This window comes from Streptomyces sp. Tue6028, from assembly GCF_002300165.1.
GTDB classification, from domain to species: domain Bacteria; phylum Actinomycetota; class Actinomycetes; order Streptomycetales; family Streptomycetaceae; genus Streptomyces; species Streptomyces siamensis.
Map to the genome: position 1 here is coordinate 57,909 of NZ_MLCE01000023.1, position 13,844 is coordinate 71,752.

Sequence of the window (13,844 nt, forward strand, 5' to 3'; positions counted from 1 at the left end):
CAGAACCACTCCACAGGAGGACCCCAGTGGCGAAGGCGAAGTTCGAGCGGACTAAGCCGCACGTCAACATCGGCACCATCGGTCACATTGACCACGGTAAGACGACCCTCACGGCCGCCATTACCAAGGTGCTGCACGACGCGTACCCGGACCTGAACGAGGCCTCGGCCTTCGACCAGATCGACAAGGCTCCTGAGGAGCGCCAGCGCGGTATCACCATCTCCATCGCGCACGTCGAGTACCAGACCGAGACGCGTCACTACGCCCACGTCGACTGCCCCGGTCACGCGGACTACATCAAGAACATGATCACGGGTGCGGCGCAGATGGACGGCGCCATCCTCGTGGTTGCCGCCACCGACGGCCCGATGCCGCAGACCAAGGAGCACGTGCTCCTGGCCCGCCAGGTCGGCGTTCCCTACATCGTCGTCGCCCTGAACAAGGCCGACATGGTGGACGACGAGGAGATCCTGGAGCTCGTCGAGCTCGAGGTTCGTGAGCTCCTCTCCGAGTACGAGTTCCCGGGCGACGACCTGCCGGTCGTCAAGGTCTCGGCGCTCAAGGCCCTTGAGGGCGACAAGGAGTGGGGCCAGTCCGTCCTCGACCTGATGAAGGCCGTCGACGAGAACATCCCGCAGCCCGAGCGTGACGTCGACAAGCCGTTCCTGATGCCGATCGAGGACGTCTTCACGATCACCGGTCGCGGTACGGTCGTCACCGGCCGTATCGAGCGTGGTGTCCTCAAGGTCAACGAGACCGTCGACATCGTGGGCATCAAGCAGGAGAAGACCACCACCACGGTCACCGGCATCGAGATGTTCCGCAAGCTGCTCGACGAGGGCCAGGCCGGTGAGAACGTCGGTCTGCTGCTCCGCGGCATCAAGCGCGAGGACGTCGAGCGCGGCCAGGTCATCATCAAGCCGGGCTCGGTCACCCCGCACACCGAGTTCGAGGCCCAGGCCTACATCCTGTCCAAGGACGAGGGTGGCCGCCACACGCCGTTCTTCAACAACTACCGTCCGCAGTTCTACTTCCGTACGACTGACGTGACCGGTGTTGTGACCCTCCCCGAGGGCACGGAGATGGTCATGCCGGGCGACAACACTGAGATGAAGGTCGAGCTCATCCAGCCCGTCGCCATGGAGGAGGGCCTCAAGTTCGCCATCCGTGAGGGTGGCCGGACCGTCGGCGCCGGCCAGGTCACCAAGATCAACAAGTAAGTTGATCCGACCTGGTAGCTCCTGACAGAGCTCCTGGAAGGGCCCGTACGACTTCGGTCGTACGGGCCCTTCCGCTGTTTTCCCCCATCTCTGCCTACCAGGCTTCCCGGCTCTGCCTACCAGGCGATCGGCAGGGCTTCCGGACCGCGGATCATCGTGCGCTGCCGGAACGGGACCTCGTCCGGGGGCACGGCGAGCCGCAGTCCGGGCAGACGCTCCAGCAGGGTGTCGAGCAGCAGCTCGATCTGCATGCGGGAGAAGACGGCACCCGTGCAGTAGTGCGGGCCGTTGCCGAACGCCATGTGCGCGCCGGCGTCCCGGTCGACGTCGACGAGGTCCGGATCCGGGAAGACCGCCGGATCACGGTTGGCGGCCAGGTAGGACACGTAGACCGGGTCGCCCTTGCTGACGCGGACGCCCCCGATCTCGACGTCCTCCAGGGCGATGCGGGGGAGGCCCACCGCGGTGCGGTGCGGGATGTAGCGCAGCAGTTCCTCGACGACGGCCGGGCGGGACGCCGGGTCCTCGCGCACCCGCTCCAGCAGCTCGGGCCGGGTCAGCAGCAGGAAGAACATCTGGCCGCTGTTGTTGGTGAGCGCCTCACCGCCGATCTGCAGCGGGCCGGCGACGCTGACCGCCTCCTCGTGCCGCAGCTCACCGCTCTTCACCGCCGCGCCGAGCAGCGACAGCACGTCCTGGCCGTCACTGTCGCCGCGGTCGCGGACGGCCTGCGCGATCCAGCCGAACAGGCCCTTCTTGGCCCGCTCGGAGGCCTCGGCGCCGCCCGCGGTGGAGATGATCTCCCGCGTCCAGTCGTGCACCTTCCGGCGTTCGTCGGCGGGGACGCCCATGACCTCGCACACCACGGAGATCGGGAAGGGTTCGAGCACCCGCTCGACCAGGTCGGCGGGCGGCCCGTCCTGCACCATCGCGTCGACCAGCTCGTCGAGCATCTCCTGGGCACGGGGCCGCAGCCGCCGTACCGCGCTCACCGTGTAGGCGGTCGAGGCGGCGCGGCGGAGCCGGTTGTGGTCCGGCTGATCGGCCCAGGCCAGCGCGCCGGGCCGGGGCGCGAAGTGCGGCGCCAGCCGCGTGAACTGCCGTACGGACGCCTCGGCTCGGCTGAACCGCGCGTCGTTCGTGATCGTCTTGACGTCCTCGTAGCGCGTCGCCAGCCACGCCCAGTCCTCCTCCCCGTGCGGCAGCCGGATCCGGGTCAGTGGCCCCTCCCGCATCAGCTCCGCGAGCACCGGGTCGAAGTCGGTCGCGTTCGTCCCGACGTCCGGCCAGTCCCGCACGGGAGGAAGCGACCCCTCGTCGGGCGGTCCGGCCAGGGTGGTGGTGTCTTCTGCCATGGGTCCACCATCGGACGGGGGTGGTGGGGTGTCGCGGGGGGGTGCTCCAGGTGGGGGCCCGGAAGAGACGGCCCGGTGCGGCCGCGCGGACGCGGCCGCCGGTGGCACCGACGGCCGCATCGGTCACTGCATGTTCTGCACGTGCGGATGGTCGTACGAGGCCGTGCACACGTAGATCTGCAGGTTGTAGCTCCGGCCGATGGTGAGCTGGGTGGAGCAGGCCGGGCCGAGGGAGTGCAGGCCCGTGTAGCCGGCGTCCTCGACCGGCCGCCAGCTCCCGCTGCCGCCGTCCCATTCGGCACCGTCGAGGGTCAGCAGGGGCCGTACGTCCGCACCGCATTCGGGGCAGGCCATCGGGAAGGGATCGCTGAAGCTCCAGGGGGCATGACCGCCGAGCTTGCAGCCGGGGGCGACGCTGAGGTCGTACTGGTAGTCGACGGTGTCGCAGTCCTCGGCGTCCTCGGCGTCCTCGTCCGGGTACTGGCTCTCCTCCCAGAGCTCGATCCGCTCCGCCAGGTCCTCGGGCAGCTCGTGCGGCGCCGGGTACTCGGTGACCGTCTCGGGGTGCAGGAGGCACGGCTCGGGCAGATAGTCGCTGTTGCCGATCAGCTCCGGCCGCGGGGCGGCGGTGAGCGGGTCGGTGACCTCGGCGGAGGCCCGCCAGCGCAGCCGGGCGGCGGGGACGTAGTCCTCGTGGTCGAAGGGGCACCACAGGACTTGCAGCAGGTCCGTGCCGGGCGGGCGGGGCAGCGAAGGGACGTCGGCGGCGTACAGCTGCGCCACCGGGATCAGGGGGACCGGTCCGGCCTGCGATATCCGCACCTCGGCCGAGCCCCGGTCGACGACGACACGCTCCTCCGGGGTGAGCAGCTCGGCACCCTCGGCACGCGGCCGGCTCCACGCCTCGGCGAGAGTGCGTCGCCGCAGCCGTACGTCGTCGGGGGCGATCCCGCGCAGCCGGCCCCCGACATGGTCCGAGCAGGTCGGCCATGGCTCCTCGGCGGGCCACAGCAGGGGCCCGCCGATCGAACTGTCCGCGACCGTGGGGGCACCCGCACGCGGATGCAGCCGGACGGCACTACGGGCCAGCGGCGCGACCTCCGGGAAGAGCGCGGTGACGTCGAGCGGACGGGGCGGAGTGGTACGGGACATGGGAAGAGGCTACGTGCCGCGAACGCCCTTGCCTGTACTGGTGGTTGCTGCTCGGCGCGTGCCGTCGAGGTGGGGCACCGTGGGGCCATGGCGCTCGACGGGGCACGTGATCGTGATGTCGACGGGTGCCGGTTCGCTTCCACCGCGATGCCGTTCCATGGGAAGTTGCCCCCTGAGCTGTTCACGACACGGCGCTGACGAAGCACGTCATGGGACTTGTCCGATGGAGGCGAGGTTCTTCGGTATGACCGGAAAGCGCGCGCCGATTTCGGAGACCGGACTGGGCTATGACGTATTCGCTCCTCTGTGGGCGATTCTGGAGATCGGTGCGGTGAGGAAATCGGGGGCACGGCCTCTGCGGGATGTCTCCCTCGCCGACTTCGTGGCGGGCACCGGCGCGAGATCGATCGTCTGCTGGAGCTGATCAGGGGCATCGGTGATTTCTGTCCCGAGACGATGGCGATCTTCGAGACGCAGGGAGGGTGGAACGACGGGCGCGAGGTGACGGCCGAGTCCTTGTCGATGTACTCCGGATGCATCGAGGGGTATCCTCCCGACACCGACGACCCTGTCGTGCTGCGACGCATGGTTCACATGGGCGGGGATCTTCAGTCGACCACCCTCCTGAACGCCCTTGTCGGAGCGGCCACGGTGAGAAACCCGGGCCCTGAGGCCGTCGCGCCGCTGTTGGTCGACACCGTGCGGACGGCGGGATCCCTGCTGGACGCCGACCCCGAGCGGGCTGCATCCGACACCTTCCGGATGTGGCGCGTCACCTTCCTGCCGGACGTACTGCGTCCCGATTCGCCCGCGGAGAACGGCGTCAAGGCCGGTCTCCGCACCTACGCCCACGTGCTGGAGGATCTGGTCGACCCGTATCCGTGATCGCGCCGACGGCGAACCGAAGTGTGCCGCGCGTCCGCGGGGGCGATCGGAAGGGCAGGACCGACCGGTGGGGTGGCCACGAGGCTTGAAGCAGCTTGAGGAGGGGCCGAGTTGACGGACGAAGCGCGGCTCCGGCGGGCACGGCGAGGCGGTATGAGGGCGCTGCGCGACGTGTTCTGGGCGGCACGGTCGATGCGGGCCTTGCCGGTGGAGGCGGGCGCGCCGGGCCGGCCGGACGCACGCTTTCGCGCAGCCGGTGTCCCGGACCCCGAGCGCTCGCCGCGTCCGTGGACACGTCCGGCGAAGGGGGAGCCGGGCGCCGAGCCCGGCGCCCGGTGGACGCGCAGGACCGTGCGCGCCCCCTGGGACGCGTGACCGTGTCAGGGCGGCAGGTCACCCCCGTCCCGGAGTCCCTGCTCGCGCGCACCGCCTTCGCCTCGCTCGGCGGCATCGTGGAGATCGCCGCGGTGAACGCGACGGGCACGTGGAGACTCGCCGACGTCTCGGTGGGAGGCTTCCTGGCGGCCAGGAGTGGCGAGGTGGCACGCCTGCTGGACGGCATCCGGGCGGTGGGGCGGTTCGGCGCACCGGCGATGGCGATCGCGGAGGAGCTCGGGTACCTGCGCGAACACCCGGTGACCTCGGCGTCCCTCCTGCTGTGGTCCGGGGCCGTGACCGGGGTCCCGCAGCCCCTCGAACGGCTTGAGGAACCGGAGGTCGTGCGGCGCATGTGCCGTATGGGCGCGGACCTCCAGTCGACCTGCTTCCTGGAGGCACTGACAGCGGCCGCCATCACGGCACGGGTGGAGCCCGGGGAGGGAGCGGAGCGCATCGCCGGCATCCTCCGCACCGCCTGCGACCTGGCGGACGCCACGGGCCGCAGCTCCGCCGAGACGGTCTTCCGCATGTGGCGGGTGGCTCGTCTGCCCGCCATCCTCCGCCCCGGGAGCCACGCACCCGAGTGGGGCAAGACGGGCTACCGGGCGTACGACGAACAGCTGGAGCGCCTGCTCGCTCCGGGGGTGTGAGGCGCAGGCCCGCCCGGCGGGCCCCGGCATCGGCTCGGCAGCGTCGGCGGAGCGCATTCGAAGTGTGGTGAGGCGGAGGCGCTGTCGGACGCCATGAAGGCGGGGGTGGATCCTCGGACCGTCTCCAAGGCCGTCGAGGTGCCCCCGGGCGCCCAGGCGTTCTGGCGGCGGCTCGAAACCACGGAGACCGACGACGCCGCAGCCGAACTGCGGTGGCCTCTCCGGACGGATCGCGTGCTGCGGGCGGGCGGCTGGTTTCAGAGCAGGTCGATCCCCGTGACGACCTGGGAAAGCATCCTGCGGGAGACCGGTGAATACGAGATGCACGATGCCGCGCGCCGGTTCCTCGCTGAATTCGGTCACGTCGGGATTCCCTCCCGTACACCCTTGGACACCATGCCGTGGATGGACTTCCGGCTGGACCCGCTCCTGGCCATGTGGGACGCCGAGATTCTCGACGACCTCGGTGAGCAGGCCGGAGTCGATCTCTATCCCCTCGGCATGGTCGACCGCCGGAACCGGTACCTGGCGATGGCGGACGACGGCGCGGTCTACATGGGCATGGACACGGTCTCGCTGTGGGCCGCAACACCCGACGAGGCCCTGGAAAAGCTCACCAGGCCGGTTCGTCCGGAAGTCGGCTGCTGATCACGGACGGGGCGGGAGGTCGGGCCCCCGGTTTGACCTACGTCACGCTCGGGGTATTCTCTCCGGCTCGATTGGCCAGCCCGCTGTCGTGTATGGCAGACTAGCGGGGTTGCTCGGTCGAGTGCCGATGCTGCGCGCCTCCCGCCGGGAGGACTGGAAGCGAGTCCCACAGTACTCGTCGCCCAATCTGTCGGAAGGCAGCGCTGGGGCGGACGTACGGGAATCTTCCGGGAAGTGTCAGCGGGGTGCCGACCAGGCGCCCGGTGGGTGTTCAGCCCCCGGTCCAGCGGTTGCCTTCAGGGCTGAGCCGCGTCCCGAGCAGGGAAATCCCTTGTGGATATCTCTGTCAGTGGGAGCGCGACACGCCCGACCGCGTGGGTCGGAGGTCAGGACGCGGACCCTCGGGTTCCAGAGCGTTTTTACGAGACAAAGGACTACTGAGTAGCCATGGCGGGACAGAAGATCCGCATCCGGCTCAAGGCCTACGACCACGAGGTCATCGACTCCTCGGCGAAGAAGATCGTCGAGACGGTGACCCGCACTGGTGCGTCGGTCGCGGGCCCGGTGCCGCTGCCCACTGAGAAGAACGTGTACTGCGTCATCAAGTCGCCGCACAAGTACAAGGACTCGCGCGAGCACTTCGAGATGCGCACGCACAAGCGCCTGATCGACATCCTCGACCCGACGCCCAAGACCGTTGACTCTCTGATGCGACTCGACCTCCCGGCCGGTGTCGACATCGAGATCAAGCTCTAGGGATCGGTGATCTGAGAATGGCTAAGCAGATCAAGGGCATCCTGGGCGAGAAGCTCGGCATGACGCAGGTGTGGGACGAGAACAACCGTGTTGTTCCGGTCACCGTCGTCAAGGCCGGCCCCAACGTCGTCACCCAGGTCCGTACGAACGACACCGACGGCTACGAGTCGGTCCAGATCGCCTTCGGCGAGATCGACCCGCGCAAGGTGAACAAGCCCCTCAAGGGCCACTTCGCCAAGGCCGACGTCACCCCCCGTCGTCACCTCGTCGAGATCCGCACCGCGGACGCCTCCGAGTACACGCTGGGTCAGGAGATCTCCGCTGAGGTCTTCGAGGCCGGCGTCAAGGTGGACGTGACCGGCAAGAGCAAGGGCAAGGGCTTCGCCGGTGTCATGAAGCGTCACAACTTCAAGGGCCTCGGCGCCGGACACGGCACCCAGCGCAAGCACCGCTCTCCCGGTTCCATCGGTGGCTGTGCCACCCCGGGCCGTGTGTTCAAGGGCCTCCGCATGGCGGGTCGCATGGGCAACGAGCGGGTCACCACCCAGAACCTGACCGTTCACGCCGTTGACGCGGAGAAGGGCCTGCTCCTTATCAAGGGCGCGGTTCCTGGTCCGAACGGCGGCCTCGTCCTGGTCCGCACCGCGGCCAAGGGGGCCTGAGGACTATGAGCACCATTGACATTCTGTCGCCCTCCGGCGACACCGCCGGGACCGTTGAGCTCCCGGCCGAGATCTTCGACGTAGAGAAGATCAGCATCCCGCTGCTTCACCAGGTCGTCGTTGCGCAGCTGGCCGCTGCCCGTCAGGGCACGCACAAGGTCAAGCGTCGTGGCGAGGTCCGCGGTGGTGGCAAGAAGCCTTACCGCCAGAAGGGCACCGGCCGCGCCCGTCAGGGTTCGACTCGTGCGCCGCAGTTCGCCGGCGGTGGCGTCGTGCACGGTCCCGTGCCGCGTGACTACTCGCAGCGGACCCCGAAGAAGATGAAGGCCGCGGCCCTGCGCCACGCCCTCACCGACCGGGCCCGCAACAACCGCATCCACGTCGTCACCGGCGTGGTCGACGGCGGGATCTCCACCAAGGCCGCGAAGGGCCTGCTCGGCAAGATCTCGGAGCGCAAGAACGTGCTCCTGGTCATCGAGCGCTCCGACGAGGCCGCGCTGCTTTCCGCGCGCAACCTGCCCCAGGTCCACATCCTGGAGCCGGGCCAGCTGAACACGTACGACGTTCTCGTCTCGGACGACGTGGTCTTCACCCAGGCCGCTTTCGAGTCCTTCGTGTCTGGCCCCCAGGCCGCTGACACCGAAGGGAGCGAAGCCTGATGGCTACGCGTCACCCGAGCATCGCCTCGAAGGCCGCCAAGGCCGCGAAGGCTGCGCGCGTCGCCAAGGCGAAGCGCCACGCCACCGAGGGCAAGAACACCGTCGAGACCCCGCTGAGCAAGTCCTTCACGGACCCCCGTGACGTGCTCCTCAAGCCGGTCGTCTCGGAGAAGAGCTACGCGCTGCTCGACGAGGGCAAGTACACCTTCATCGTCGACCCGCGGGCCAACAAGACCCAGATCAAGGAGGCCGTCCAGGCGGTCTTCTCGGTCAAGGTCACCGGGGTCAACACGATCAACCGTCAGGGCAAGCGCAAGCGCACCCGCACCGGCTTCGGCAAGCGTGCGGACAGCAAGCGCGCGATCGTGACCCTCGCTGAGGGCGACCGTATCGACATCTTCGGCCAGGCCTCCTAACGGAGCGCCCTGGTCCGAATATCGGACGAGGACTGAGAAATGGGAATCCGCAAGTACAAGCCGACTACGCCGGGCCGTCGTGGCTCCAGCGTCGCCGACTTCGTCGAGGTCACGCGGTCCACGCCGGAGAAGTCGCTGGTCCGCCCGCTGCACAGCAAGGGCGGCCGTAACAACGCCGGTCGTGTGACCGTTCGCCACCAGGGTGGCGGACACAAGCGCGCCTACCGTGTGATCGACTTCCGTCGTCACGACAAGGACGGCGTGCCGGCGAAGGTCGCGCACATCGAGTACGACCCCAACCGCACCGCGCGCATCGCGCTGCTGCACTACGCGGACGGCGAGAAGCGCTACATCCTCGCCCCGCGCAACCTGCAGCAGGGTGACCGCGTCGAGAACGGTCCCGGGGCCGACATCAAGCCGGGCAACAACCTGGCGCTCCGCAACATCCCGGTCGGTACCACGATCCACGCGATCGAGATCCGTCCCGGTGGCGGTGCCAAGTTCGCCCGCTCCGCCGGTGCCTCGGTGCAGCTGCTCGCGAAGGAGGGCACCATGGCCCACCTCCGCATGCCCTCCGGTGAGATCCGCCTGGTCGACCAGCGCTGCCGCGCGACGGTCGGCGAGGTCGGCAACGCCGAGCAGAGCAACATCAACTGGGGTAAGGCCGGCCGCAAGCGCTGGCTGGGCGTTCGCCCGACCGTTCGCGGTGTGGCGATGAACCCGGTTGACCACCCGCACGGTGGTGGTGAGGGCAAGACCTCCGGTGGTCGCCACCCGGTCTCCCCGTGGGGTCAGAAGGAGGGTCGTACTCGTTCGCCGAAGAAGGCTTCGAACAAGTACATCGTCCGCCGCCGCAAGACGAACAAGAAGCGCTAGGAGCGGGTTTAGATGCCGCGCAGTCTCAAGAAGGGGCCCTTCGTCGACGACCACCTGATCAAGAAGGTGGACGTACAGAACGAAGCCGGCACCAAGAACGTCATCAAGACCTGGTCCCGTCGCTCGATGATCATCCCGGCCATGCTCGGCCACACGATCGCGGTGCACAACGGCAAGACCCACATTCCGGTGTTTGTCACCGAGTCGATGGTCGGCCACAAGCTCGGCGAGTTCTCGCCGACGCGCACCTTCCGGGGTCACGTCAAGGACGACCGGAAGTCGAAGCGCCGCTAACAGCGGGGTGGAATGACCATGACAGACACTGGAAGGACAACCATGGAAGCCAGGGCCCAGGCGCGGTACATCCGCGTCACGCCCATGAAGGCCCGCCGCGTGGTGGACCTTATCCGTGGCATGGATGCCACGGAGGCTCAGGCGGTCCTGCGTTTCGCCCCGCAGGCCGCGAGCGTGCCGGTCGGCAAGGTGCTTGACAGCGCCATCGCCAACGCCGCGCACAACTACGACCACACCGACGCCGACAGCCTCTTCATCTCCGAGGCGTACGTCGACGAGGGCCCGACCCTGAAGCGGTTCCGTCCGCGCGCCCAGGGCCGCGCCTACCGGATCCGCAAGCGGACCAGCCACATCACCGTGGTCGTCAGCAGCAAGGAAGGAACCCGGTAATGGGCCAGAAGGTTAACCCGCATGGGTTCCGGCTCGGTGTCACGACCGACTTCAAGTCGCGTTGGTACGCCGACAAGCTGTACAAGGACTACGTCAAGGAAGACGTCGCCATCCGTCGGATGATGACGTCCGGCATGGAGCGCGCCGGTATCTCGAAGGTTGAGATCGAGCGCACCCGTGACCGCGTGCGTGTGGACATCCACACCGCTCGTCCGGGCATCGTCATCGGCCGCCGTGGCGCCGAGGCCGACCGCATCCGCGGCGACCTCGAGAAGCTCACGGGCAAGCAGGTCCAGCTGAACATCCTCGAGGTCAAGAACCCCGAGACCGACGCTCAGCTGGTTGCCCAGGCCGTTGCCGAGCAGCTCTCCTCCCGCGTCTCCTTCCGCCGCGCCATGCGTAAGAGCATGCAGTCGGCGATGAAGGCGGGCGCCAAGGGCATCAAGATCCAGTGCGGTGGCCGCCTCGGTGGCGCCGAGATGTCCCGCTCGGAGTTCTACCGCGAGGGCCGCGTGCCCCTGCACACGCTCCGCGCGAACGTCGACTACGGCTTCTTCGAGGCCAAGACGACCTTCGGCCGCATCGGCGTGAAGGTCTGGATCTACAAGGGCGACGTCAAGAACATCGCCGAGGTCCGCGCCGAGAACGCCGCTGCCCGCGCCGGCAACCGCCCGGCCCGTGGTGGCAACGACCGCCCGGCCGGCCGTGGTGGCCGTGGTGGCGAGCGTGGCGGTCGCGGCCGCAAGCCGCAGCAGCAGGCTCCCGCCGCCGAGGCCCCCAAGGCCGAGGCGACCGCCGCTGCTCCGGCTGAGAGCACCGGAACGGAGGCCTGACCGACATGCTGATCCCCCGTAGGGTCAAGCACCGCAAGCAGCACCACCCGAAGCGCCGTGGTCAGGCCAAGGGCGGTACGCAGGTTGCGTTCGGCGAGTACGGCATCCAGGCCCTCACGCCGGCGTACGTGACCAACCGCCAGATCGAGGCGGCTCGTATCGCGATGACCCGCCACATCAAGCGTGGCGGCAAGGTCTGGATCAACATCTACCCGGACCGCCCGCTGACGAAGAAGCCCGCCGAGACCCGCATGGGTTCCGGTAAGGGTTCCCCCGAGTGGTGGGTCGCGAACGTGCACCCGGGCCGGGTCATGTTCGAGCTGTCCTACCCCAACGAGAAGATCGCCCGTGAGGCCCTGACTCGCGCAGCCCACAAGCTGCCGATGAAGTGCCGGATCGTCAAGCGCGAGGCAGGTGAAGCGTGATGTCGGCCGGTACCAAGGCGTCCGAGCTGCGCGAACTGGGTGACGAGGAGCTTCTTGCGAAGCTTCGCGAAGCCAAGGAAGAGCTGTTCAACCTCCGCTTCCAGGCGGCGACCGGTCAGCTCGAGAACCACGGTCGGCTCAAGGCCGTCCGTAAGGACATCGCGCGGATCTACACCCTGATGCGTGAGCGCGAGCTGGGCATCGAGACGGTGGAGAGCGCCTGATGAGCGAGAGCAACGTGACTGAGCAGAAGACCGAGCGCGGTTTCCGCAAGACCCGTGAGGGTCTGGTCGTCAGCGACAAGATGGACAAGACCGTCGTCGTCGCCGTCGAGGACCGCGTCAAGCACGCGCTGTACGGCAAGGTCATCCGCCGTACGAACAAGCTCAAGGCCCACGACGAGCAGAACGCTGCGGGCGTCGGCGACCGCGTCCTCCTCATGGAGACCCGGCCGCTGTCCGCGACGAAGCGCTGGCGCGTCGTCGAGATTCTCGAGAAGGCCAAGTAATCCCTCCTAGGGGGACCCCCTAGGAACAGTTCCGCCAGGCTCGGCAGGGGCCCGTCCATGCGGGCGGCCCCTGCCGGGAACCGGCAGACAATCAGGAGATAGACGTGATCCAGCAGGAGTCGCGACTGCGTGTCGCCGACAACACTGGTGCGAAGGAGATCCTTTGCATCCGTGTGCTCGGTGGCTCCGGTCGCCGCTACGCGGGCATCGGTGACGTCATCGTCGCCACCGTCAAGGACGCGATCCCCGGTGGCAACGTGAAGAAGGGTGACGTCGTCAAGGCGGTCATCGTTCGCACCGTCAAGGAGCGCCGCCGTCCGGACGGCTCGTACATCCGCTTCGACGAGAACGCCGCCGTCATTCTGAAGAACGACGGCGACCCTCGCGGCACCCGTATCTTCGGCCCCGTCGGCCGTGAGCTGCGCGAGAAGAAGTTCATGAAGATCATCTCGCTCGCGCCGGAGGTGCTGTAAGCATGAAGATCAAGAAGGGCGACCTGGTCCAGGTCATCACCGGCAAGGACAAGGGCAAGCAGGGCAAGGTCATTGCCGCTTACCCGCGCGACGAGCGCGTCCTGGTCGAGGGTGTCAACCGGGTCAAGAAGCACACCAAGGCCGGCCCTACCGCTCGCGGTTCGCAGGCCGGCGGCATCGTGACCACCGAGGCCCCGATTCACGTGAGCAACGTTCAGCTCGTCGTGGAGAAGGACGGCAACAAGGTCGTCACGCGTGTCGGTTACCGCTTCGACGACGAGGGCAACAAGATCCGCGTTGCCAAGCGGACGGGTGAGGACATCTGATGGCTACCACCACCACTCCGCGTCTCAAGACGAAGTACCGCGAGGAGATCGCGGGCAAGCTGCGTGAGGAGTTCTCGTACGAGAACGTCATGCAGGTTCCCGGCCTCGTCAAGATCGTGGTCAACATGGGTGTGGGCGACGCCGCCCGCGACTCCAAGCTGATCGAGGGCGCCATCCGCGACCTCACCACGATCACCGGTCAGAAGCCGGCCGTCACCAAGGCCCGCAAGTCCATCGCGCAGTTCAAGCTGCGTGAGGGTCAGCCGATCGGTGCCCACGTCACGCTCCGTGGCGACCGCATGTGGGAGTTCCTGGACCGTACCCTGTCGCTCGCGCTGCCGCGCATCCGCGACTTCCGCGGCCTGTCCCCCAAGCAGTTCGACGGCCGTGGCAACTACACCTTCGGTCTCACGGAGCAGGTCATGTTCCACGAGATCGACCAGGACAAGATCGACCGTACCCGGGGCATGGACATCACCGTGGTGACCACGGCGGCCAACGACGCTGAGGGCCGTGCCCTTCTCCGTCACCTCGGCTTCCCCTTCAAGGAGGCGTAAGCGAGATGGCGAAGAAGGCTCTGATTGCCAAGGCTGCTCGTAAGCCCAAGTTCGGTGTGCGCGGCTACACCCGCTGCCAGCGCTGCGGCCGCCCGCACTCCGTGTACCGCAAGTTCGGCCTGTGCCGCGTGTGCCTTCGTGAGATGGCTCACCGTGGCGAGCTGCCGGGCGTGACCAAGAGCTCCTGGTAATCCCCTAATTCGGGATTCCAGAGGCTCTCGGTAAGCAAAGGGCACTGTCGGGGGCCCACCCCTCCATGGCTTAGGCTAGGAGGGTTGGGCGCCCGACGCCCGTACGACTTACTACGCCGTAGGTCCCCGCGCCGCACCCGTCCCGCCCATGAGTGGGGAGAGGGATGGCGCATACAGGAAACCCCGGCGA

Annotated in this window: 21 protein-coding genes; 19 read left to right on the plus strand and 2 right to left on the minus strand. The window is 68.0% G+C overall.

From position 1 onward, the window contains the following. Window positions 1-26: 26 nt before the first annotated feature. The gene (gene tuf / locus BKI49_RS22190) at window positions 27-1,220 is read left to right on the plus strand and encodes an elongation factor Tu (RefSeq protein WP_093905285.1); all 1,194 of its coding nucleotides are present in this window, start codon (window positions 27-29) and stop codon (window positions 1,218-1,220) included. A gap of 116 nt (window positions 1,221-1,336) precedes the next feature. On the opposite strand, the gene BKI49_RS22195 is transcribed toward tuf, so the two are convergent. Together BKI49_RS22195 and BKI49_RS22200 are read right to left on the minus strand one after the other, a co-directional pair. Next, window positions 1,337-2,575, minus strand: a complete 1,239-nt coding sequence (locus BKI49_RS22195) for a cytochrome P450 (RefSeq protein ID WP_095936037.1) — start codon at window positions 2,573-2,575, stop codon at window positions 1,337-1,339. 123 nt (window positions 2,576-2,698) lie between these two features. Next, the gene (locus BKI49_RS22200) at window positions 2,699-3,727 is read right to left on the minus strand and encodes a DUF1963 domain-containing protein (protein WP_095936038.1); all 1,029 of its coding nucleotides are present in this window, start codon (window positions 3,725-3,727) and stop codon (window positions 2,699-2,701) included. Window positions 3,728-4,183: 456 nt separating this feature from the next. Between BKI49_RS22200 and BKI49_RS22210 the strand changes: the two genes are divergently transcribed. The 18 genes from BKI49_RS22210 (at window position 4,184) to BKI49_RS22295 (ending at window position 13,654) form a co-directional block, all read left to right on the plus strand. Continuing rightward, window positions 4,184-4,612, plus strand: coding sequence for a hypothetical protein (locus BKI49_RS22210; protein ID WP_095936040.1), 429 nt, complete (start codon window positions 4,184-4,186; stop codon window positions 4,610-4,612). 371 nt (window positions 4,613-4,983) lie between these two features. After that, on the plus strand, window positions 4,984-5,640 hold the full coding sequence (locus tag BKI49_RS22215) for a hypothetical protein (RefSeq protein WP_143658494.1): 657 nt from the start codon (window positions 4,984-4,986) through the stop codon (window positions 5,638-5,640). A 105-nt stretch (window positions 5,641-5,745) separates the two neighbouring features. After that, on the plus strand, window positions 5,746-6,288 hold the full coding sequence (locus BKI49_RS22220; RefSeq protein ID WP_257004911.1) for an SUKH-3 domain-containing protein: 543 nt from the start codon (window positions 5,746-5,748) through the stop codon (window positions 6,286-6,288). A gap of 447 nt (window positions 6,289-6,735) precedes the next feature. Next, window positions 6,736-7,044 carry a 30S ribosomal protein S10 gene (rpsJ, locus tag BKI49_RS22225; protein ID WP_003948644.1) on the plus strand — a complete coding sequence of 103 codons (309 nt, stop codon included), beginning with the start codon at window positions 6,736-6,738 and terminating at the stop codon, window positions 7,042-7,044. A 17-nt stretch (window positions 7,045-7,061) separates the two neighbouring features. Then, window positions 7,062-7,706 carry a 50S ribosomal protein L3 gene (gene rplC, locus BKI49_RS22230; RefSeq protein ID WP_095936043.1) on the plus strand — a complete coding sequence of 215 codons (645 nt, stop codon included), beginning with the start codon at window positions 7,062-7,064 and terminating at the stop codon, window positions 7,704-7,706. Window positions 7,707-7,711: 5 nt separating this feature from the next. Beyond that, a complete protein-coding gene (gene rplD / locus BKI49_RS22235; protein WP_095936044.1) occupies window positions 7,712-8,365 on the plus strand; it encodes a 50S ribosomal protein L4 in 654 nt (217 codons plus the stop codon). Further along, window positions 8,365-8,781: a 50S ribosomal protein L23 gene (gene rplW / locus BKI49_RS22240; RefSeq protein WP_095936045.1), complete on the plus strand. Its 417-nt coding sequence runs from the start codon at window positions 8,365-8,367 to the stop codon at window positions 8,779-8,781. Before rplD ends, rplW begins: the two co-directional genes overlap by 1 nt. Before the next feature lie 39 nt (window positions 8,782-8,820). Beyond that, entirely contained in the window at window positions 8,821-9,657 is an 837-nt protein-coding gene (gene rplB / locus BKI49_RS22245) for a 50S ribosomal protein L2 (protein ID WP_030039757.1), read from the plus strand. A 12-nt stretch (window positions 9,658-9,669) separates the two neighbouring features. After that, a complete protein-coding gene (gene rpsS / locus BKI49_RS22250) occupies window positions 9,670-9,951 on the plus strand; it encodes a 30S ribosomal protein S19 (protein ID WP_005481224.1) in 282 nt (93 codons plus the stop codon). Between the two features lie 42 nt (window positions 9,952-9,993). Further along, window positions 9,994-10,341 (plus strand): 50S ribosomal protein L22, encoded by a 348-nt coding sequence (gene rplV, locus BKI49_RS22255; RefSeq protein ID WP_003974262.1) that lies wholly within the window; start codon window positions 9,994-9,996, stop codon window positions 10,339-10,341. Then, window positions 10,341-11,174 carry a 30S ribosomal protein S3 gene (rpsC, locus tag BKI49_RS22260; RefSeq protein ID WP_028805742.1) on the plus strand — a complete coding sequence of 278 codons (834 nt, stop codon included), beginning with the start codon at window positions 10,341-10,343 and terminating at the stop codon, window positions 11,172-11,174. Before rplV ends, rpsC begins: the two co-directional genes overlap by 1 nt. A gap of 5 nt (window positions 11,175-11,179) precedes the next feature. Then, window positions 11,180-11,599: a 50S ribosomal protein L16 gene (rplP, locus tag BKI49_RS22265; RefSeq protein ID WP_028805743.1), complete on the plus strand. Its 420-nt coding sequence runs from the start codon at window positions 11,180-11,182 to the stop codon at window positions 11,597-11,599. After that, window positions 11,599-11,823: a 50S ribosomal protein L29 gene (gene rpmC / locus BKI49_RS22270; RefSeq protein WP_003998824.1), complete on the plus strand. Its 225-nt coding sequence runs from the start codon at window positions 11,599-11,601 to the stop codon at window positions 11,821-11,823. The genes rplP and rpmC overlap by 1 nt, the downstream gene beginning before the upstream one ends. Continuing rightward, entirely contained in the window at window positions 11,823-12,107 is a 285-nt protein-coding gene (gene rpsQ / locus BKI49_RS22275; RefSeq protein ID WP_095936046.1) for a 30S ribosomal protein S17, read from the plus strand. The genes rpmC and rpsQ overlap by 1 nt, the downstream gene beginning before the upstream one ends. 104 nt (window positions 12,108-12,211) lie before the next feature. Continuing rightward, window positions 12,212-12,580: a 50S ribosomal protein L14 gene (rplN, locus tag BKI49_RS22280; protein ID WP_003998823.1), complete on the plus strand. Its 369-nt coding sequence runs from the start codon at window positions 12,212-12,214 to the stop codon at window positions 12,578-12,580. 2 nt (window positions 12,581-12,582) lie between these two features. Next, a complete protein-coding gene (gene rplX, locus BKI49_RS22285) occupies window positions 12,583-12,906 on the plus strand; it encodes a 50S ribosomal protein L24 (protein ID WP_053674523.1) in 324 nt (107 codons plus the stop codon). Beyond that, window positions 12,906-13,463 carry a 50S ribosomal protein L5 gene (gene rplE / locus BKI49_RS22290; protein ID WP_095936047.1) on the plus strand — a complete coding sequence of 186 codons (558 nt, stop codon included), beginning with the start codon at window positions 12,906-12,908 and terminating at the stop codon, window positions 13,461-13,463. Before rplX ends, rplE begins: the two co-directional genes overlap by 1 nt. A 5-nt stretch (window positions 13,464-13,468) precedes the next feature. Then, entirely contained in the window at window positions 13,469-13,654 is a 186-nt protein-coding gene (locus tag BKI49_RS22295; protein WP_003948630.1) for a type Z 30S ribosomal protein S14, read from the plus strand. The last annotated feature ends 190 nt before the right edge of the window (window positions 13,655-13,844 follow it).